The following is an 18,629-nucleotide window of genomic DNA, read 5'->3' on the forward strand; positions in this document are numbered from 1 at the left end:
GTGATAGTCCCGTCTGAGGAAATGAGGATCAGGAAGCCGCGCGGGCGGGAATGCCGTTCTCGACCATGTGCTGCGCACGCGCGACGGCTTCGGCAATGGCCTTGCTGTCAGGCTTGGGCTTGCGGATCGGCCGCAGCCGCGCCGGGTCGTCGCCGACCTCGATGCACCCGTGCTGCTTCGTCACGCGCCGGAATGCGGACTTCGAGGTGTAGCGCTTGCCGTCGATATGCTCGGTCGGGTCCATGGTGTCGCTGATGACCATGGGTGCCGGCACGGCGGTGGAGCGCGCCGGCGGTTCACTGCGGACGCAGGCGGCGGGCCATGGCTCGCCAAGGTCATGCCATCCCGCGCAGGCCTTGCAGAAGCGCGTGCTCATCAGGACGACGCCAGCAGGCCGGCGCTGCGGAGCTTGGCCAGCAGCGCGTTGAAATCGGCCTGAGACGGCGAGCCCCCGATATCGGCAGTCGCCGTCTGCTGGAGCACCCCGCCGCGAATCGTGGTCGTGGGCGTGCGATTGCCAGCCATCGCCGTCGTGCTGCTCGTGCCGATCTGGAGGCTGTCCGACGCGATAGCCGCCGCAACGGTCTTCGCTACCTCCGTGGGAACGCCGAGTTGAACAAGCTTCTGCGCTGTGGTCTGGGCCATATTGGCTACTCCGTGATGGTTTTGGTGGTCTCGGCAGCAGCGGCGGCCGACTGCCGGCGCAGGGCAGCGTCTTCGCGGGCCATCTCTTGCCGCATGACCATGTCCTGCTGGCGCGCGGCAATCTCCAGTTCGAGCTTGCGCATTTCCATGGCGCCCTTCTGGTCGTCCCGCTGCATCTGGGCGCCGATCTGCGCGAGCTTCGCGTCGCTTTCCTGCTGCGCGCGCTGGGCGTCCGCCGCCTTCATCTGCATGTCGGCGTCGAGCCGGCGGGCTTCCATCTGCATCTTCGCCTGCAGCTCCTGCGCCTTCATCTCTTGATCGGCACGCTGGCGTTCAGCGTCCGCCTTGGCCTTTTCGGCATCCGGGTTCGGCTTTGCCGCGGATGCTTGCGATGCCATCTGGTCGATCGCTTCGGCGATCTTGCCTTCAAGCTCGCGACCGGCGCGGAACGGGGCGAGCGCGAACTTGATGACCTCGCCCACCATGCCCATCAGGGCGGGATACTGCATCACCACCGGGCCGAACTGCGCCAGCAGGCCGCCAAGCGCGGTGACGAATTCGGAGCGGGCGGCCTTCTCCGCCTGCTCGTCCGGCTGGATCGTGGAATCGGTCTCGATGTCGAGCACGAACGGTCGCATCCGCTGGTCGCGCAGCAGGCGCGTCACCTGCTCGATGGTCGGCGTTGCCTTGAGCTTCGCGACCTGCTGAGCGCCCGCCTGGATCTGCTGTTGCGCTTGCTGCTGCAACTGCTCGACCGCCTGCGGGTTCTGCTGAGCCACAGCCGCCATTTGCGGGCTGACCTTCGCCCGCTCGATCTGCGCCGCGATCTCCTGCGCCTTGGTCTCGATACCCTTCACCTGATCGGCAATAGCGCGATCGGTCGGGATATCCATCTGAGACATGTCGAGCAGCGTCGCGGCCTTAAAGTTCTCGGCCATGATCTCGGCGCCGATCCGCGCCGCGTCGCGCGCCACGCGCACCAGCTCGGCCTGCTTGTCGCGAATGCGCACCGAGCCGAACTGCGCCTTCAGCTGCTGGGCCCCCTTCGTCTCGTTCGGGTCGGTCGATCCGCGCATGATGTCGGAGAGGCCGACGATCTGGTAGACGTCGTCGATCATCGCCCGTCGCAGTTCCAGCAGACCCTGGATGGTTTGCGCCACCTTTTCCAGCGGCAGCACGATGATCTTGTCGCCGCCGCCCGTGCCCATGGCCGCCCAGTTGGCCACCGGGATCGCCACGCTGCCGTCGTCGGCGTCATTCAGCGCGGCTTCGACGGCCGATCCGATCTCGCCGCCGGCGGGGTAGAACACGCGGAACTTGATCGCTTCCGCCAGTGCATGGATGCGGCGGGTGCACTGATTGATCTCCTCAAGCTGGTCCTTGTAGAACAGCACGTCCGGCACCGGGATCAGCGATCCACGCTGAACCGTGGCATAGGCTGGGCGCGGGCAGGGGAAGAAGCCGTCGAGCTTCAGGTGCGGCTCGCCCTCGTCGAGCGTGACCTCGACGCCCTCCGTGACCCAGACGACCTTGCTCTCGGTCTTCGACCAAAGCTCCCATACCGGCGCCTTTGGCTGCAGCGTGGCGCCACCGCGCTCGGCATCCGGGCGCCTGACAAAGGGCGCCGCGTCGAGATAGGCATCGCCCGACGTCTTCTCGAAGCGCCCCTTCATTTCCGCCGGCCCCAGCCAGCTGCGCCTGGCGGACCAGCCGGTCTCCTTCCACTTCCGCGCCGGCTCGCTCAGGAAGTCCTTCCGGTCGACATGCTCGATGCAGATCCGCTCGCCGTCGTCGTCGCTTTCATAGCGGACCCAGAGGCAGCCACGGCCCGTCACAGCAAGATCGTCGCGCGCCAGGAGCATCGTGGAATTGATGTCGTCGAGGTCAAACGCCGTGACCGCGGCGCGCTCCAGAAGCTCGGACGCCACGCGATATGTCGGATTGCCGTCCTTGAAGCGCGGCACCACGACCGGAACAGGCGGACGCGAATAGATCGCCGGCGCCAGCACTTGGATATTCGCCCAGAACATCTGGAATTCGCGGTCGCGGCTGTCCCCGGCGAGTTTCTTCAGATCGGCATAGAGCTTGTCGATCGCGTCGCACGTCTCCTGATACGGGCGGAACTTTCGCTCTGCCTCGGCGATCATCTCCAGCCAGGCTTTCGATTCGCCGGTCGCGGGAGCGTACTGCTCGTCAGCCGGCGCAGCCTGCTCCTGCCGTTCATCCATCGTCACATCCTTATCCGGCCGGCCGAGCGCCGGGTGTGTGGCATGGGCGCCAGCACCGTGCCGGGCGGGGCCACAGGCGGCGGGTCATTCGGGACCTTGCCCACCCAGGGGCGCGACATGCAGGCGTATCGGGTCTCATCGGCCGCGTGATCCTCGGCTGTGGTGTCGAGGTCCTCGGGGCGATCCTGATCATGCTGCAGCGCCGGGATGGTGCGGATCGAGTGAATGCAGGTCGTGAAGAAGAACAGCATCGGTCGGCCATCTTCGTCACCGCGAAGCCGTGCGCTCATCTGGTCCCAACCGCCCATCGCTCCGCGGCCCGGCACCCGCTTGTTGTCACCCGGGCCAAACACCACGCCTTCGGCGGCCATGCGCTCGGCGATTGACGGCCCACTGGTCACCTGAAAGGCGCTTGGGTCGAGCACTCCATAAGTGATGCTCTCGCCCGGCTTCTCGCGCTCCTTGATGCCTTTCGCAACCGTCTCTGCATCCATCTTCAGGCCGACATTGGGAATGAACACGCCGTCGGCGCCAGTCTTAATGCCGTACCACTCGCGGTATTTCACCAGCGCACCGCGCGGGATGATCGCGCCGTCGCCGGTCACCGTCGTCTCAGTAGCGACGGCGTACCAACCGATACAGAAAGGGCTGGCGCGCCCCCAGTCGCCGGCGCGGAATCGCGTCCAGTGGCGTGGGATCTCGAACGGCCGGATGAAATGGCGCTCCGGGCGGATCAGGTCGAAGAAAGCACCCTCGACAATGTTCCAATCGCCATAGCGCATCGCGCGCACCAGGCTTTCGCTGCCCAGGCCACTCAGCCGGAGTTCATAGCCGGGGTCCTGGAGCATCATGGACGGGTTATCGTTCAGCTGCGCCGGGATGTACTGGCGCAGCATCCCGCCCTCGCTGTCCGGCGCGCGGTAGATCTCCAGCGGCTGCGCGCGGTCGATGAAGGTCATCTTGACGAACTGATGCCCAACGCCGCCGGGGTTCGCGCCGCAGATGATGCGGGGAAACCGTTCCCGATACCGCTCCGGCACAGTGATGCCGACCATGCGGACGCGGTTTCGCAGGAACCGATAGATCTTGTCGGTGAAGTGCGTCAGCTCATCAATCAGCAGGACGTGGATTTCCGCGCCCTGATACTTGAACCGGTCCTTTTCATCCTTGCAGTGGCAGAGATAGATCTTGCTGCCGTTCCAGAACCGGATCTCGTCCTCGACGATGCTCACGAACCCGCACCGCACCCAGCCCGCCAAGCGCTCGCGGAAGCCGCTCGGCCCTTCCATGTGGTTCTTCACCAGGTCGTCGCGAATGCGCCGGAACAGGTAGATCTGCAGGCCCGGAATCTCGGCGCACCACATGATCGCCGCCATGCGCATCAGGTGGCTCTTGCCGCCGCCTGCCGCGCCTCCATACAGGATCTCGGTCGCGAGGCTGTCGAAGGCTACCTGCTGCTTGGCGTGCAGGCTGATATACAGCTCCGCGTCAGCCGCCGCCATTCCCGCCATTGAAGTTGATCACCGGCACCAGCGCGACGGGAATGGCACCACCATCCTTGCCGGCGTGCTCATGGCGATGCCGGTTCGAATAGGCATCGCCGCACTCCTTAGCCGCCTGCTCGTGCAGCTGGGCCGCCAAAGCCATGTTGCCCATGTTTTCGGCCTTCTCGGCCATGCGTTGCAGCGCGCGCAGCCGCACGGCGCGGTGCGAGATGGCGATCTTCGACGTGTCCTCGAGGAACTCCGCCCGCGTGGCCTCGAAGATCGCCTTCCAACGTTCCGCCAACGACGCGCCCGCGCGCTTGGTCGGGTCATAGCCCTCTACCGACTGGCGCGTGATCTGCTCACCGAATTCCTTCCTGACTGCGTCGACAACGACGGAAGGCGTGTCGAAGCACGCGAGGCTTTGCACGATGAAGGTTTTCACCGCGTCGGACAGTTTGCCCTTTGCCATGGCCGCGTCAGTCTCCGGTCAGGCTATGCGGCTCGCGCATGGCATGTGCCGCATATGCCTGCGATCGAGGTGGAAGCGATTTGCGGCGGCATCCTCGCGGCTTCCACGAGAGCGGCGACACCGGCGGCGCCCGCTCCATAGCGGCGGACGACACCGACGAACTCCTCCACGTCGTGCCCACGAATGGCGAATGCCGGCGCTCCGGTCTGCCGGAACTTCGGCGCACCAAATGGGTCCCGCTCCTGTCCCGCGTGATAGAGCTCGTGCTCGATCAGGGCGCAGAACTCGGCATCGGTCATTTCAACCGCCGCCGCCGCATCTATTGTCACGATGAAATCCGGAACGTCGCCGAACCATGCCGCGATCTGGGCTCTCGCACGCGCCTTCGCCCATCGCCCTGTCATGCCGGCCGGCTCGCCGAGCTCACACTGGCCGACGATGCGGCGACCGGCGCGGGCATTCGCGACATTGGTCCACAGGAAGCCCAGCGAGGCATGTTCGAGGTGGGCGTGATCCGGATTGGCGATGGCGCTGGCCGGTTCCACGAAGCAGGCGAGCGCCCATTCGGCCAGGTCACGCGAGGGGCGGAAGTCGTCGCCGACACCGTCCAGCATATCGTCCGGCGGAAGGGGGCGAACCAACATCACGCAAACTCCGGGCAGCGGATCTCTTCACGCTGGCCGGAACCGCGCCGGGCGACACGAATTGACCTGGTACCCCTCACAGGAGTGCCACGTCATGGATCACACCAACCACGTCCGACTTCTGCCGTCCGAACTCACGCCTGACACGCTCAGCGGCGTCACCATCTACGGTCCGGGGGACGAGAAGATTGGGCATGTATCTCACCTCCACGGTGCCAGACCGAACTCAAGCGTCGTCGTAGACGTCGGCGGGTTCCTGAGCATCGGCGCAAAGCCGGTCGCCCTGCCGATCCAAGACCTCGATTTCATGAGGGACGAATCCGGTGTGGTCCATGGCGTCACTCGCTGGACGAAGGACCAGCTCAAAGAGCTCCCCGAGCACACCGAAGAGTCGTTTCCTGGCTGACGACGCCGCGCGCGCAGTCCCTCGGCTGCGGGCGCGCACCCACTCCGCCTTGGACCTTCCGCGTCTGGCAAGCGAGACACTGACCATGGCCAGATCCCTTGGTCGGCGCAGTCGGCTCGCCTCAACAGCTAAATGACCTTGCCCAGCGTCTCGAGCTAAATTACGCTCACACCGATTACTTGGGGAGCGGAACAATGAACAGCTATGCGATAGCAGCTACGCTTGCGATTAGTTTATTAGCAGGATCGGCTTACCCGTCGAACGCCCAATTTCGGCCCACTCAGACAACAACATCTAATATACCAATCACATCGCAAACAATAAGCAACACCATAAAGTGCGAAGTTGGTGAATTTGCAAAGCAGATAAATCCAAAGAATCTTACCGCAGCAAAATTAAAAGTATCAATTTCTATTATATCTAAGAGTAAATCCGAGATATCAGCGAGCGCATTCGTTAAACTGTTTAGCTTTCTGGACACCGGAGCGCAGACAGATCGATCTGTCGAGAATACGCTCTCGCTCGAGGGCGTCACATATAACATTCACCCAGACAATGCCGCAGGAAATTGCCATAAGAGAGATAGGGTACCTGGCGGTCTTGGCATATTGGCGTGCCTAAACGCTCAGAAAGCGACCTACCTTGATGCGGCCGAAGGAGCTGGCAGCGTCAAATGCCAAACAGATATCGTTGCCAAGGTGCTGGCGTCCGCTGGCGGTTCGACGCCTATTTGGTCCATTACAGTGACGCCGAAAGCGTCCTTCACCCGGACCGGGGCCTTCACCGTCACCACCGTAGCCCCGCCACCAGCGAAATAGGTGAACAATGGGGATTGTGTTGATTGCTACGGTATTCGAGGCTCGTCCCCCAACGGGGCCCGGAGGCGCAGCGGCGCCTCCCGTGCTTCGACAGTCATATTCTTATGAATTCAGCACCTCAGCCGAGGCTGTTCAGGCCGGGAACTCTATAGCGAACCTATATGCCAACTCAGGGGCGCCGTACTATGTGCGATGGGGTACCTTTTCACGCACCTAGCGCGAGTTCGGCCAGGGCCTTGCGGCCCGACCGCTCGACCTTGAATTCGATCATGACGCCTCGCGCGTGGATGGAAGACCGGCACACCTCGCCGCGACGGGTCTGGCTCCGCGTCGAGGGTCATGGGCGTGCCGGAAAGGTGGTCAGGCGATCGAAGCGTGTCGTCGCTTTCGGCCTGAAAAGTGAAGTGTGCCGCTGTTCCCGGCAGCATGTGCGCTGCTGGTGGGGCTTCGGGCTTGCCACGACGCTGATGCGCCGTTCTGCCGCTCGCGGCTCTCCCCGCTGGAATAGTGCCAGCCGTGCCTTCCGACCGCGTTGATCCCGTGCCCCCTGTTCCGTTTTCAGGATAGGGTTGACCGCTCTCCCGAGCTTCCGGCGCGTCCCCGCTCCCCACGCTGGCGTTAGCGGGCCATCTCGTTGCCACTCTCAAGCACTCGAAAGAGATTTGAGAGCGGCGAATTGTCGGGCTTGTAGCCGTCATCAGACGCGCCGTCGCCCGCCGGCTTCGTGGTTTCGCAACGCCCCCTCGCTCAAGCCGGAAGAGCAGCGCGCTAGGCGGGATCGCCCCCGCCAGTGATATGGCGGGCCGAAGCCCGCCGCTGGAAACTCAGCCGGCGCTCGGCGCCTTAGCGTATTCCTGGACCTCGTGGACATGGAGATCCATGCCGCTGTGAACGTAGAAGGTCCGCTCGGTGTTCGGCTCCACGCGTTCCGGCCCGGCGAGCGCCTCGCCCGTCTTCGGATCCTTGCGCGTGACATCCACCGGCCAGCCATGGTTGGCCTTCACGACAACGCTGGTCGTCATGTCATCTCCTCTGCGATGTTCTGAAGGCGAGGCTGCCGCGCCGATCTGGCCTCGCCGGACCGGCGGCGACGCGTGACACCACACGTCCTATTCGTGACAGAGCTTATCGAAAGTGTGACGCAAGAGGTTGCTCACCCTAATAACCAAAGCTGAGTCTTGTGCTTGGACAGGATCTTAAGTGGTGCTTGGGGAGCGCCGCTTGGCGGCGCGCTCCCTTAAGTCCGAAGCGCTGGGACTTAAGTCGTGCACTGAGTGCAGCTCTCACCGTTGCCGCACGAAGAGAAGCCCGGAAAAGTGACATCCGTCAACTGCCTGCACGGCCGAGGACGTGCCTCTGGGTGCCGCCATTACCTCCAGCGCGTTAAACGCATTGCAGAGCTCTTCCAAGGCGTTACCCAGAAGGTCGAGCCGTTCAATTACGGGTCGCTTAAAAAAGTGTGGATGGGGCTTGACGAGTTTCGCTGCCCGAGCCGTTCCGGCTGGATTTCAGCCTACGCGCGACCGCCCATCACAGGCAGCGGCAAGCCCCGTTTCGAGGGAGCGTCCGGACTGTGATGCCGTCCCGGCAGCGCCGAGGCGGCATATCCGTCTCGGCTCTCCTGCGACCGGCGAGCCTCATCCGCGGCCTGCGAGAGCCGCAACGCGCCGCAGGACGGCGAGCGCCTCAGGCGCGCTCTCTTCCGCGTCGGCGACGCCCTCGAGCAACTTGGCGACACCGAGCTCGACCAGCGCCCCTAAACCTGCCGGCGACGTCGGCACAACCGTCATGACGGCGTCTTCGACCCGATGTTGCACCGCCCGAAGCTTGGCGAGCAGCTCGCACTCGTCCGGGCCGATCTGTCCGGCGGCGACAAGGGCGCTGGCGCGGTCCGCCCTCTGCCAGTCGCGGACCAACGCGCATATCGCGTTGCGATCGTCGGCAATCGCTACCTCGGCCGGCTCATACTGCGCGCTGTCATCCCAGCACCCGTAGACCCTCTCATAGATATCGCTCATCTGTGCCTCCCTCACATGTGCTCGTCGGGCGGGCGCCTGGGCGCTGCCGGTTTGGGGTTAGGTGGTCGTGGTGTGCAAGCCGGGGCGCGAAGCGCCGGCCCTATTAGCCAAGCGTCCCGGGAGAAATGCGCGCTCCCATCCAAGATCTATAGAGATGTGGGGTAAAACGCACTTCGCTGGTGTGGGGTAAAACGCACCATGATCAGGCCCCGAGATGGCACTTTTGGTGCATAAAACGCACTACTTTGGTGCGCTTTACCACACTGGTAACGTGGACCTATGAGGCCAGACGGGCACGACGCTCAACCGCCCTGGGCGGATCGACCGCAGCCCGAGCAGAGCGCGCCAGAGCGCGCGCGTTCTCCTCGCTGACGATCTCCCGCCACTCGTTGGTTGCCGGACCATCCTTCGACCACGCGAAGGTGAGGCGGAATCTGTTGGGCTGCCGAAACTCGCCATTGCCCGCTCCGCCCTGTCTGACACGAACGAAGCCGAGGGCTTCCAACTCGCGAATCGCGGGCTTGATGGCGTGTCGGTCTATCCCGTGCCGCATGAAATCCGCATGCGTACAGATGAGCCCGCCATTCTCGTTGCCCGCGTGCTGGGAGTGCTCGATCATGAGTCGGTCAAGCACCTGACGCGCCGCCCGCGAAAGCTCCCGGTGGGCGGGTGAGAGCAGCATCTCGGTCGGAACAGCGATGAACGGGCCCTCAAGCTTCTGCCATTTGGGACGCTTCATCCGGCCGGTAGCGCGGCCCGTGGCGTCGGTCCTCTGGAACGCCGTCATGCGGCGCCGCCTGAGCTGTCGATCGCGCGGAGCCGCGCATAGTGAGCCCGGACAGCGCATTCCAGGCGCGCCAGATGTTGGCGGACTTGCTCGACTTCACATCCCAATCTCAGCAGACGCTCTCCCACCGAGGCGAGAAGGCGCTGCAGGTGGGCCTCTGCCTTGCTTGGGTGAAACTCAATCATCCGCCGAGCGTTCCGCTCCACAAGATCGCGGCGGCGTTCCGGGGGGAATACGAGGACGCGCGGCGGTGGCCGCCAGCGGAACAACGGCAGGTCGCCATCCCGATCGGCGTTCATGATGATGCCCCCCGATCTATGTCCCGACCCTCGGTTCGAGGGTCGTCCAGATCCAGCAGTCCGAGCGCGACCGCCTTGCGCAGCCCCTCCTCGATCGCGGCGTACAATTCGGGCAGCAGTTCGACCCGTATCGAAGTGCCGGATTTGGAGGGGAACCAACTCCGGCTGCCCCGCGTCCACTCACGAATGTCGACGAGCGAGTGTCCCTTGTACTCGGTCAGTAGAACGCGAATGTGAGACGTCGAGTTCTTCGCGAAACAGCCGAGTTCGACCTCGCTGAACGCGACCCCGTCGGCCTGGATGTTCCGCTCACCGCGCCGGGTGTTGGTGCGAGACGTTCTCATTCAGCATCTCCACGGAAGAATCGAACGAGAACGCTGCGCTCATCGGACAGGAGCAGGTTTGTCCTACCGCGGATTTCGGACCAAATCTCGGGCTGGAGGCGCCAGGTCATGCGCGCCTCACGCGGCTGCGTCGCGGGCCGCCGCCTTGGCGGCGAGCCACGCCTCAATGTCCTCGCGACGCCAGACCACCGTAACGCGCGAGAGATGGATCGGCTTTGGGAACTGTCCCGCAGCTACTTGTCGATCCAACCATTTGGTGGAAACGCCGAGGTAGCGCGCTAGAGCGAGCTTGCGAAGCAGTCGCGGCTCTTCTGTCCCTGCCGAGGGGCGAGTGTCTTTCCTATTCATGCAAGTTCTCCATGTGCCTTCAATCGGCATTAAATGTCGATTAAGGTATATGGGATATACCAAAATGTCGTCAATAAAAATTTATATGAGAGATACGAAAGGTTCACGATGGAGCGTTCACAGGTGAGAGCCGCCCGCGCACTTTTGGGATGGAGTCAGGACGATCTTGCCAAGGCGGCTGGCGTCTCCGGACCGACCGTCAAGCGCATCGAGCCGGGCGAAGGTATGCTTCGCACGAGTGACGAAATTGTCAGCAAGATCCGACGAGCGATTGAGGCCGCCGGCATCGAATTTATCGATCCAGAGAGTCCGCCAAGTTACGGAATCGGTGTCCGTTTTCGATATCCGACATCTATTTCAAAACGAATTCGCGCGTTTGAAAAGATCAGCGAAGCGCTCGATGCCCTGAACGAAGCTGCACTGATCCTTGGAACACTTAAACCTAACCTCAACAGCGGCACCGCATTAGAGCAACTGGTTATACTTCGTGATGCGATAAGCGAGACCATTCGTCGAGAGGAGGAGTTCGATGAGGCTATGACGGCATCATCGTCGGTATCTCCGATAGTCTCTGAAACGTAAGTTTTTGTTTTTAATGAATTTTTTATATCAAGTTTCCGTCCTACCGGGCCACCAAGACTTCCATGCGTGTGCGACAGACGTAGCCTGCCTGCCGGTTTGTGGAACCCGTGGTGGGCTCCTCGGCGCCCGATGAGGCGCCCGGAACTGCCCGCACGGCTGTCACCGGATCCTGGCGCGGGCGGGAGGGGCGCTGTCAGGGCGGGCTGAGGCCGCCTCCCGACTTGCCGTGTCCGCTCGCCCGCAGGGGGAAACGGGGGGGGAATACACAGGCCGCCCCAATGCCGCCGTCTTCGCGCGATGGCATGCCGCGTGCCGCTTCGTCATCCGACGGCGGCTTGCGAGGAATGCCGATTATGAAGTTCATGCGTGCCACTCTGTGTGCGACGGCGCTGCTGGCGAGCCTGTCGCCGCTTGCGGCGCAGGAAGCCGTGCCCTCCGTGCGCCGGCCCACGCTCACCGTCACCGGCGAGGGAACGGCCCGGGCGGCGCCGGACATGGCGACCTTCTCCACCGGCGTGGTGAGCGAGGCAAAGACCGCGCGTGAGGCGCTGGACGCCAATAGCCGCTCGGTCACCGGGCTTGTCGAGGCGATCAAGTCGGCGGGCGTCGAGCCGCGCGACATCGTAACGTCGGGTTTCAGCGTGCAGCCGCAATACACCGTGCCGAAAAAGGACAGCAACGAGCCGCCGCGCATCGCCGGCTACGAGGTGCGCAACGCCGTCACGGTGCGGGTGCGCAAGCTCGATGGCCTCGGCGACCTTCTGGACAAGATTGTCACGTCGGGGTCGAACCAGATCGGCGGCATCAGCTTCGACATTGCCGACCCCTCCACCCTGCAGGAGGCCGCCCGCGTCGCGGCGGTGAAGGACGCCCGCCACCAGGCGGAGGTCATTGCGGAAGCCGGAGGCGTGCGTCTGGTTCGCGTGCTGGCCATCAGCGGCGAGGGCGCGGCCCCCCGCCCGATGATGCGGATGATGGCCATGCCGGCGGCCAAGGCCGATTCGGTGCCGATCGAGGCGGGTGAGAGCGAGATCAACGCCAACATCACCATCACGTACGAGATCGAGCCGCGCTGACGCGGAGCGCAACCCCGCGATGGCCGGTCTCAGGCCGGCTGTCGCGGGGGCATCAGGAGTGTCAGGGTCGCGGGCAGGACTCGGTATTCCAGCGGCATCGTCTCGCGATCGAGTTCGCCATCGGTCGAAACCCAGGAGCGGGCGCGCCGGCGGCGGGCCACCGTGATGGACGTTCCCGACAGGCTGACAATGCCCGGATTCTCGCGCCAGTTGTCCGTCACCATGTCGGCGCCGGCCTTCAGCAGCGAGCGCGCGCCGCGATCCTCGGCGATGTGAATCTCCAGCAGGCCCTCGTCCAGCCGGGCGCGTCGCCAGCCCGGGCCGGTGAAGCGGTTCACCGACACCAGCGCGGCGAAGGCGCGGAAACTGTGGGCGGTGCCGTCGACCGTGACATCGAGTTCCATCCGCCCGGTGCGGCGCAGCGCCAGCATCGCGGCGATGGCGACCGCGAGGAAGCGCCATAACCGCCATTTGCGCGCCACTTCGCGGGCCCGCGCCATCTGGCTGAAGAAACCCATGCCCGAAATGGTGTGGAAAGGCCGGCCATTCAGCGTGGCCAGATCCACGCGGGCGGGCCTGGCCGTGCCGAGCGCCGCGAGCGCGGCCTCCAGCTCCATCGGCATGCCGATATCGTGGGCCAGCAGGTTGAGCGTGCCGAGCGGCAGGATGCCGAGCACCTTGTCGGTGTCGTGCAGGCTGCGGGCGGCAAGGTTCACGCTGCCATCGCCGCCGCCGACGATCACCGTGTCATGCGGGCCGCGTGCCGATTCGCGAATGGCGCGCACGAGGTTCTTTCCGCTCAGCAGATGGACCTCCACCTTGCGGCGCTCGTCGCCCAGCGCGTGCGCGACGAGCGTCCGCACCTCCTCGGCATTGCGGTCGAGCAGCGTGCCGGCGCGGGCATTCAGGAGAACGAGGACGTGGCGCATCGAGTATCCGCAATCGGTAAGGCCGAACGCGGTTCCATACGGGCCGGTTCCGCAGCGTCGCACAGCAGGTGCCGGGCAATTGCGCGCCGATCATGGCGCGATCCGGGCCAGATTGCGAAGCGGGCCCGGATCGTGCACTCAATCGTCCGGCACACGCTCTTGATGGAGTGTGGCGGCAGAGCGGGGCAACCATGGCCATATCCACGGGCAAGATATCGATACTGCGCCTGCGCGCGGGCATATTGGTGCTGGTGGCGCTGGTCTTCGTTTCCGCCAGCGCCGGGCGCTGGATGGCGACACTGTTCTCGCTGGGCTGGGTGTGGGCGGCACTGATCGGGATCGCGATCGCGGCGCTGATCGGCCTCATCGTGACGCGACTGGATCGCCTGGCCTATTTCGGCATCGCCGCTCTCGTCACCCTGTTCGGTGCCTATACGGCCTATGATTTCGCGCGTGGGCCGGTCGATTGGTCGGCGGGCGCGGCGCTGCTGCTGGCTCTGGTGCCGGCGGTACTGCTCGCCGCGGCCTTCTGGGATTTCCGCCATTTTGTCGGCGAGGTCCGTGCCTGGGCGAACAGCCGCAACTGACCGGGCGGCTCAACGCCGCTCCGCTACGCGAGGCTGCCCTATGGCGCGCAGCTTTGCCAGCACGCGGGCCAGCAGGCGGACGACGCGCGGTCCGCGCCGCCGGGGCACGGGAGCCGGGCGCGCCGCTGCTTGCGCCCGCGCGGCATCTTCCGCCACGCGGGCGGCGACGAAGGCATGGCGGGCCGCCTCCGGGTCCGGCGCGCCGCCCAGTCCCTCGGCCAGTGCGATGGCGTAGGCGCGCAGGTCTGCAGCCTCGCCGGATGTCGCGGCGCGCTCAAGCGCCTGGTGCGCGATTCGCCGAAGTTCAGGTTCATCCGCCTCGCGCAGCCCGGCGCCGACATTGCGACAGAAGGCGGGAACCCCGTTCTCCACCGCCCGCGTGAACCAGGGAAGCGCGGCGTCGAGTTGCCCGGTCATCGCCAGCAGCAGGCGCGCATAGTCGAACTGGCCGCGATAATCCGCGCCGGCGGCGCCGCGGCGATACCAGCGCAAGGCAGCGGCGGGGCGCGCCGGGCGATCCCAGCCCAGTTCGAGATAGCGCCCGACCATCGTCATCGCCTTGGCATTGCCGCCGCGCGCGGAGTGCACATACCAGGCGAGCGCGCCGCGGCGGTCCGCCGGCACGCCGCGTCCTTCCAGCAGCAGCGTTGCGAGGTTGAACTGTGCCCAGGTGTGCCCCTTGTCGGCCGCCGCGCGGTAGTGGCGGGCGGCCTCCGTGGGGTCCGGCGGCACGCCCCATCCCAGTTCATGGCAGCGCCCCACCATGTTGACGCCCTCCGCGCTGCCGGCCTTGGCGGCGATGGAAAACCAGCGCAGGCCAGCCGCCGGATCCCGGCGCACGCCGTGGCCGTCGACCAGCATCTGCCCCCAGGCGAGTTGAGCGTTGATCAGCCCGTTGAGCGCGGCCGCCTCCACCCAGCGGGCTGCCTGCGCGGGCCCCTCGCTGATGCGCGCGCGCAACACATCGGGGCCCATTTTTTCGAGGGCCGAATAGGAAATCCACTGTTCGCGCATGTCTCGCCGATCGCCGATGGCTGTTCCGGGCTATGCAGCGGCCGCTACCCCTGCGGATAGGTACCGCTATTTTCCTGCGTTTCCATAAGGTTTCTGCGAGGGGATCGGCAACAAGCCGGAGTGAACTTTTGTTTTTAATAATTAAAAACTGAAGTTTTGATCATCTCCAGGGTAAACACCCTAGAATTCATAAAAAACATAATGTTTGAAAGGCTTTGGAATCAAATATATGAGCCGGATTACGGTAAAATTACGGGGTTGTGGGGATATGAAGACCTTAAAGACGCTTCGATCGACTGCGCCGGGCGCTGCTCTTGCGGCGGGCGTTGCGGCAACCATGACGGCGGTTCCGCTGTTCGGTGCCGCGGCTCAGCAAGTGACGGCTCCGCCCGCCACCACGACGGCGGAGGAAGAACTGCCGACCGTCACCGTCGAAGGCGAGGGCTCTCCCGCCAACACGCTCGAAGCGACGACGGGGCTGACCCGCTTTCCCGGCACGATCCAGGACCTGCCGCAGACCGTGCAGGTCATCACCCAGGAGACGATGCAGCAGCAAGGTGTCACCACGCTGGAGCAGGCGCTTCGCAACGTGCCGGGCGTCACCGCCGGCATCGGCGAGGGCGGCGGCGGCATGAACGGCGACCAGTTCCGCATCCGCGGCTTCCAGGCCAAGGGCGACATCTTCATCAACGGCCTGCGCGATTTCGGCGTCTATACCCGCGACAGCTTCGCCTATGAGAGCGTCGAGGTCTTCAAGGGCTCGACCTCCGAGGGCTTCGGCCTGGGTACCACCGGCGGCGCCATCAACATGACGCTGAAGGAGGCGCATCTCGGCGACAAGTATGATTTCGAGGGCCAGTTCGGCAACGGGCCGCTCGCGCGCGGTGTGTTCGACGTCAACAAGCAGTTCAACAACACCTCGGCCATCCGCATCGTCGGCATGGTCAATGACCAGGACATCGTCGATCGCGACAACGTCTCGTCGAACCGCTGGGGCCTCATGGCCGACCTCGGCTTCGGTCTTGGCACCGACCAGACGCTGCACGTCAACTACCTCTACCAGCACGGCGAGCGCACGCCCGATTACGGCGTTCCCATCGTCACGCCGGCGTTCAACGACGTGGCGCGCTTCGGCTCGCTCGGCCAGCCGGTGACGGAATGGGGCGTGCCGCGGAGCACCTTCTACGGCAAGGTGACGGATCAGGACGTCACCGACGTCAACATGCTGACGGTCAACTTCAAGCGCGAAGTCAATGACTGGCTGACGGTGAGCAACGACACCCGTATCGGCTATTACACGCGCGACTTCGCCACCACCGTGCCGGGCTGCGCCACCGGCACGACGGCCGCCGCCTATAATGCAAGCTGCACCGGTCAGTTCTTCGACGGGCTCGACCCGGCCATCGCCTTCGGCGGCGGCAATCCCGGCTATTATCAGGAGAGCTGGAGCGCGCAGAACGTCACCACTCTCACGGCCAAGTTCGAGACTGGTGCGCTGCGCCACGAAGTGGTGGCCGGCATCGACCTCAACACGGTGAGCAGCGACCGTACGCTGGTCTCGGTGAACGGCTCAAAGGGCACGTCGACGATCTACAACCCGATCTTCGAGAATACCACCGGTTACTTCCTCTATTCGAATCCGTTCGGCAATAATGGCGAGCGCAATTCGAGCGCGACCGATGTTGGCCTGTTCGTCAGCGATCGGGTGTGGTTCACCGACGCGATTTCGGTGCTCGCCGGCGCCCGCTACGACAATTACCAGTCGGATTATCGCTACTGGTGCGTGAATACGGCAGGCACCTGCACCGGCAGCACCGGCGCCTGGGTGGACGCCGATTCCCAGACCGATTTCTGGAGCCCGAAGCTCAGCCTGATCTGGGAGCCGACGCCGTTCCAGACCTATTATGTGTCCTGGGCCAAGTCGTTCACGCCGCAGGGCGCGTTCCCGACCAACGACATCACCGTGGTCAATCCGGTGCAGAACAACCTCGAGCCGGAGGATAACGAGACCTACGAGGCCGGCTTCAAGATCTCCGTCCTCAACGGCAAGCTCGGCTTTACCGGAGCGGTGTTCCAAACCGACAAGAGCAACGCGTTCTACACCGACCCGGTGACGGGCGACTCGGTGGAGACCGGCGAGAACCAGCGGGTGCAGGGCGTCGAGCTGGGAATGACCGGCAACATCACCGACGCGTGGACCATCCAGGCGAACTACGCCTATTACAGCAGCGAGATCCAGACCTCGACCACCGCCTCCTATGTCGGCAACGAGGTGCCGTTCGTCTCGCCCAACAATTTCAGCCTGTGGACCACCTACGAGCTCAGCAAGCACTGGAGCCAGATTCCCGGCAAGCTGCTGATCGGTGGCGGCATCACCTATGCCGACGAATATTTCACCAACAGCGCCAACACCGCGATCATCCCCGACACGTTCTCGCTGGACGCGCTGGTGTCCTACGCGCAGGGCAATTTCCGCATCGCGCTCAACGCCTATAACCTCACCGACGAGCTGAACTATTCCGCCGGCTGGGGCAATCGCGCCATTCCCGCCTCGGGCCGCACCTTCACCGTCACGGTGGGGGCGACCTTCTGACGGGGCGCCCGTTCTCTTGACTGACCGTCTCGACTTGAAGGGGGATGCCGGCTTGCCGGCTCCCCCGCTTTTTTGTTTCCGGGCGAGCCATGCTGATCCAGATCCCCAATATCCTGACCCCCGAGGAAGTGGCCCATTGCCGGCGCGTGCTGGAGGCCTCGCCCTGGGTGGACGGGCGCGTCACCGCCGGCCAGCAGGCGGCCAAGGCCAAGTTCAACCTGCAGATTCCCGTGGAATCGCGCGAGGCGAACGAACTCGGCGACGTTGTCCTGCGCGCGCTCGGGCGCAACCCGCTGTTCAATGCGGCGGCGCTGCCGCTACGGGTGCTGCCGCCGATGTTCAACCGCTACGATGTCGGTATGAAGTTCGGCGCTCATGTCGACGGCTCGATCCGCACCATTGCGCAGACCGGGCAGCGCCTGCGCGCGGATGTCTCGACCACCATCTTCCTCACCGAGCCGGAGGAATACGAGGGCGGCGAACTCGTCATCGAGGACGCGTTCGGCGCGCATGAGGTGAAGCTGCCGGCGGGCCACGCCGTGGTCTATCCGGCTTCCAGCCTGCACAGCGTGAACGAGATCACCCGGGGCAGCCGCTGGGGGTCGTTCTTCTGGTCGCAATCCATGATCAAGGACGATCACAAGCGCGCGATGCTGTACGATCTCGACATGGCGATCATGGCGACGCGCGCCAAGCTGCCGGACGAGGATCCGTCGGTGCTCTCGCTCGCCAACGTCTATCACAACCTCCTGCGCCACTGGGCGGAGCTTTAGGGCGCAGCGTCACCCGGCGCGCGCGGGCGGCGCGGCGCGGGGGAGGGCGCGGGGGGGAGGGCGCGGAACGAGGGATGATCGCACCGGTGGGGAGCGCCCGCCGGCGGCGGGCGGGTGCGCTCGTCGTGGTGGAGCGACCGTGACAAGCAGCCGGCGGCTCGGCATGGTGTCGCTCCTCTCGCGGCGCGGCGGAATCGACCCGCCGCTTTTCCTCCTACGGAGTTTCGATGTCCGGCCTTCTTCCCCCGGCGCTGGTGCCGATCCTCATGCTGCTGGCCTCGAACGTGTTCATGACGTTCGCCTGGTACGGCCATCTCAAGCACAAATCGTCGCCGCTGCTCATCGCCATCCTGGTGAGCTGGGGCATCGCGTTCTTCGAATATTGCCTCGCCGTGCCGGCCAATCGCATCGGCTCGGCCACCTATTCGACGGCGGAGCTGAAGACCATCCAGGAGGTGATCACGCTCGCGGTGTTCGCCGGGTTCTCGGTGCTGTGGCTGAAGGAGCCGCTCGGCTGGAACCACCTGATCGGCTTCAGCTTCATCGTCGCCGGCGCGTGGTTTATTTTTCAGAAGTGGTGAA

22 protein-coding genes are annotated in these 18,629 nt (G+C 64.6%); 8 read left to right on the top strand and 14 right to left on the bottom strand.

Annotation, left to right across the window (positions count from 1 at the left end; translation table 11 throughout):
• Positions 1-28 precede the first annotated feature (28 nt).
• The 6 genes from FHS55_RS13055 to FHS55_RS13080 are packed head-to-tail and all read right to left on the bottom strand — an operon-like array spanning position 29 to position 5,443.
• Positions 29-376 carry a hypothetical protein gene (locus FHS55_RS13055; RefSeq protein WP_183190175.1) on the bottom strand — a complete coding sequence of 116 codons (348 nt, stop codon included), beginning with the start codon at positions 374-376 and terminating at the stop codon, positions 29-31.
• On the bottom strand, positions 376-645 hold the full coding sequence (locus FHS55_RS13060; protein ID WP_183190176.1) for a hypothetical protein: 270 nt from the start codon (positions 643-645) through the stop codon (positions 376-378). Before FHS55_RS13060 ends, FHS55_RS13055 begins: the two co-directional genes overlap by 1 nt.
• A 5-nt stretch (positions 646-650) precedes the next feature.
• Positions 651-2,873: a hypothetical protein gene (locus FHS55_RS13065; protein ID WP_183190177.1), complete on the bottom strand. Its 2,223-nt coding sequence runs from the start codon at positions 2,871-2,873 to the stop codon at positions 651-653.
• Positions 2,874-2,875: 2 nt separating this feature from the next.
• Positions 2,876-4,375: a terminase large subunit domain-containing protein gene (locus tag FHS55_RS13070; protein ID WP_246340103.1), complete on the bottom strand. Its 1,500-nt coding sequence runs from the start codon at positions 4,373-4,375 to the stop codon at positions 2,876-2,878.
• Entirely contained in the window at positions 4,362-4,829 is a 468-nt protein-coding gene (locus FHS55_RS13075; RefSeq protein ID WP_183190179.1) for a DUF2280 domain-containing protein, read from the bottom strand. Before FHS55_RS13075 ends, FHS55_RS13070 begins: the two co-directional genes overlap by 14 nt.
• 23 nt (positions 4,830-4,852) lie before the next feature.
• Positions 4,853-5,443: a putative metallopeptidase gene (locus FHS55_RS13080; protein WP_183190180.1), complete on the bottom strand. Its 591-nt coding sequence runs from the start codon at positions 5,441-5,443 to the stop codon at positions 4,853-4,855.
• Positions 5,444-5,567: 124 nt separating this feature from the next.
• Here FHS55_RS13080 and FHS55_RS13085 point away from each other — a divergent pair, with 124 nt between their 5' ends.
• Entirely contained in the window at positions 5,568-5,879 is a 312-nt protein-coding gene (locus tag FHS55_RS13085; RefSeq protein ID WP_183190181.1) for a PRC-barrel domain-containing protein, read from the top strand.
• A gap of 194 nt (positions 5,880-6,073) precedes the next feature.
• Complete coding sequence (locus tag FHS55_RS13090; RefSeq protein WP_183190182.1) at positions 6,074-6,697, top strand: hypothetical protein; 624 nt, start codon at positions 6,074-6,076, stop codon at positions 6,695-6,697.
• Positions 6,698-7,521: 824 nt separating this feature from the next.
• Here FHS55_RS13090 and FHS55_RS13095 read toward each other — a convergent pair.
• The 6 genes from FHS55_RS13095 to FHS55_RS23930 form a co-directional block, all read right to left on the bottom strand.
• Positions 7,522-7,719, bottom strand: coding sequence for a hypothetical protein (locus FHS55_RS13095; protein WP_183190183.1), 198 nt, complete (start codon positions 7,717-7,719; stop codon positions 7,522-7,524).
• Between the two features lie 615 nt (positions 7,720-8,334).
• Positions 8,335-8,715: a hypothetical protein gene (locus FHS55_RS13100; RefSeq protein WP_183190184.1), complete on the bottom strand. Its 381-nt coding sequence runs from the start codon at positions 8,713-8,715 to the stop codon at positions 8,335-8,337.
• A 277-nt stretch (positions 8,716-8,992) separates the two neighbouring features.
• A complete protein-coding gene (locus FHS55_RS13105; RefSeq protein WP_183190185.1) occupies positions 8,993-9,502 on the bottom strand; it encodes a hypothetical protein in 510 nt (169 codons plus the stop codon).
• Entirely contained in the window at positions 9,499-9,801 is a 303-nt protein-coding gene (locus tag FHS55_RS23925) for a DUF6074 family protein (RefSeq protein WP_425485809.1), read from the bottom strand. Before FHS55_RS23925 ends, FHS55_RS13105 begins: the two co-directional genes overlap by 4 nt.
• Positions 9,798-10,145 (bottom strand): transcriptional coactivator p15/PC4 family protein, encoded by a 348-nt coding sequence (locus tag FHS55_RS13110; protein ID WP_183190186.1) that lies wholly within the window; start codon positions 10,143-10,145, stop codon positions 9,798-9,800. Before FHS55_RS13110 ends, FHS55_RS23925 begins: the two co-directional genes overlap by 4 nt.
• A gap of 117 nt (positions 10,146-10,262) precedes the next feature.
• Positions 10,263-10,523: a helix-turn-helix transcriptional regulator gene (locus FHS55_RS23930; RefSeq protein WP_425485810.1), complete on the bottom strand. Its 261-nt coding sequence runs from the start codon at positions 10,521-10,523 to the stop codon at positions 10,263-10,265.
• A 78-nt stretch (positions 10,524-10,601) separates the two neighbouring features.
• Here FHS55_RS23930 and FHS55_RS23830 point away from each other — a divergent pair, with 78 nt between their 5' ends.
• Positions 10,602-11,075 carry a helix-turn-helix domain-containing protein gene (locus FHS55_RS23830; RefSeq protein WP_183190188.1) on the top strand — a complete coding sequence of 158 codons (474 nt, stop codon included), beginning with the start codon at positions 10,602-10,604 and terminating at the stop codon, positions 11,073-11,075.
• A 353-nt stretch (positions 11,076-11,428) separates the two neighbouring features.
• Entirely contained in the window at positions 11,429-12,151 is a 723-nt protein-coding gene (locus tag FHS55_RS13125; protein WP_183190189.1) for an SIMPL domain-containing protein, read from the top strand.
• Positions 12,152-12,180: 29 nt separating this feature from the next.
• Here FHS55_RS13125 and FHS55_RS13130 read toward each other — a convergent pair whose 3' ends face one another.
• Entirely contained in the window at positions 12,181-13,080 is a 900-nt protein-coding gene (locus FHS55_RS13130) for a diacylglycerol/lipid kinase family protein (protein WP_183190190.1), read from the bottom strand.
• Between the two features lie 191 nt (positions 13,081-13,271).
• Here FHS55_RS13130 and FHS55_RS13135 point away from each other — a divergent pair, with 191 nt between their 5' ends.
• Positions 13,272-13,667, top strand: a complete 396-nt coding sequence (locus FHS55_RS13135; RefSeq protein WP_210286965.1) for a hypothetical protein — start codon at positions 13,272-13,274, stop codon at positions 13,665-13,667.
• 9 nt (positions 13,668-13,676) lie between these two features.
• Here the strand turns inward: FHS55_RS13135 and FHS55_RS13140 are convergent, their stop codons facing one another.
• Positions 13,677-14,681 carry a tetratricopeptide repeat protein gene (locus FHS55_RS13140; protein ID WP_183190191.1) on the bottom strand — a complete coding sequence of 335 codons (1,005 nt, stop codon included), beginning with the start codon at positions 14,679-14,681 and terminating at the stop codon, positions 13,677-13,679.
• A gap of 337 nt (positions 14,682-15,018) precedes the next feature.
• On the opposite strand from FHS55_RS13140, the gene FHS55_RS13145 reads away from it, so the two are divergent.
• From FHS55_RS13145 to FHS55_RS13155, 3 genes are all read left to right on the top strand, one after another.
• The gene (locus FHS55_RS13145) at positions 15,019-17,274 is read left to right on the top strand and encodes a TonB-dependent receptor (RefSeq protein WP_246340105.1); all 2,256 of its coding nucleotides are present in this window, start codon (positions 15,019-15,021) and stop codon (positions 17,272-17,274) included.
• Between the two features lie 89 nt (positions 17,275-17,363).
• Entirely contained in the window at positions 17,364-18,047 is a 684-nt protein-coding gene (locus tag FHS55_RS13150; protein WP_183190193.1) for a Fe2+-dependent dioxygenase, read from the top strand.
• 227 nt (positions 18,048-18,274) lie between these two features.
• Positions 18,275-18,628 carry a DMT family protein gene (locus FHS55_RS13155; RefSeq protein WP_183190194.1) on the top strand — a complete coding sequence of 118 codons (354 nt, stop codon included), beginning with the start codon at positions 18,275-18,277 and terminating at the stop codon, positions 18,626-18,628.
• The last annotated feature ends 1 nt before the right edge of the window (position 18,629 follow it).

It is taken from the genome of Ancylobacter tetraedralis (assembly GCF_014195655.1).
GTDB classification, from domain to species: domain Bacteria; phylum Pseudomonadota; class Alphaproteobacteria; order Rhizobiales; family Xanthobacteraceae; genus Ancylobacter; species Ancylobacter tetraedralis.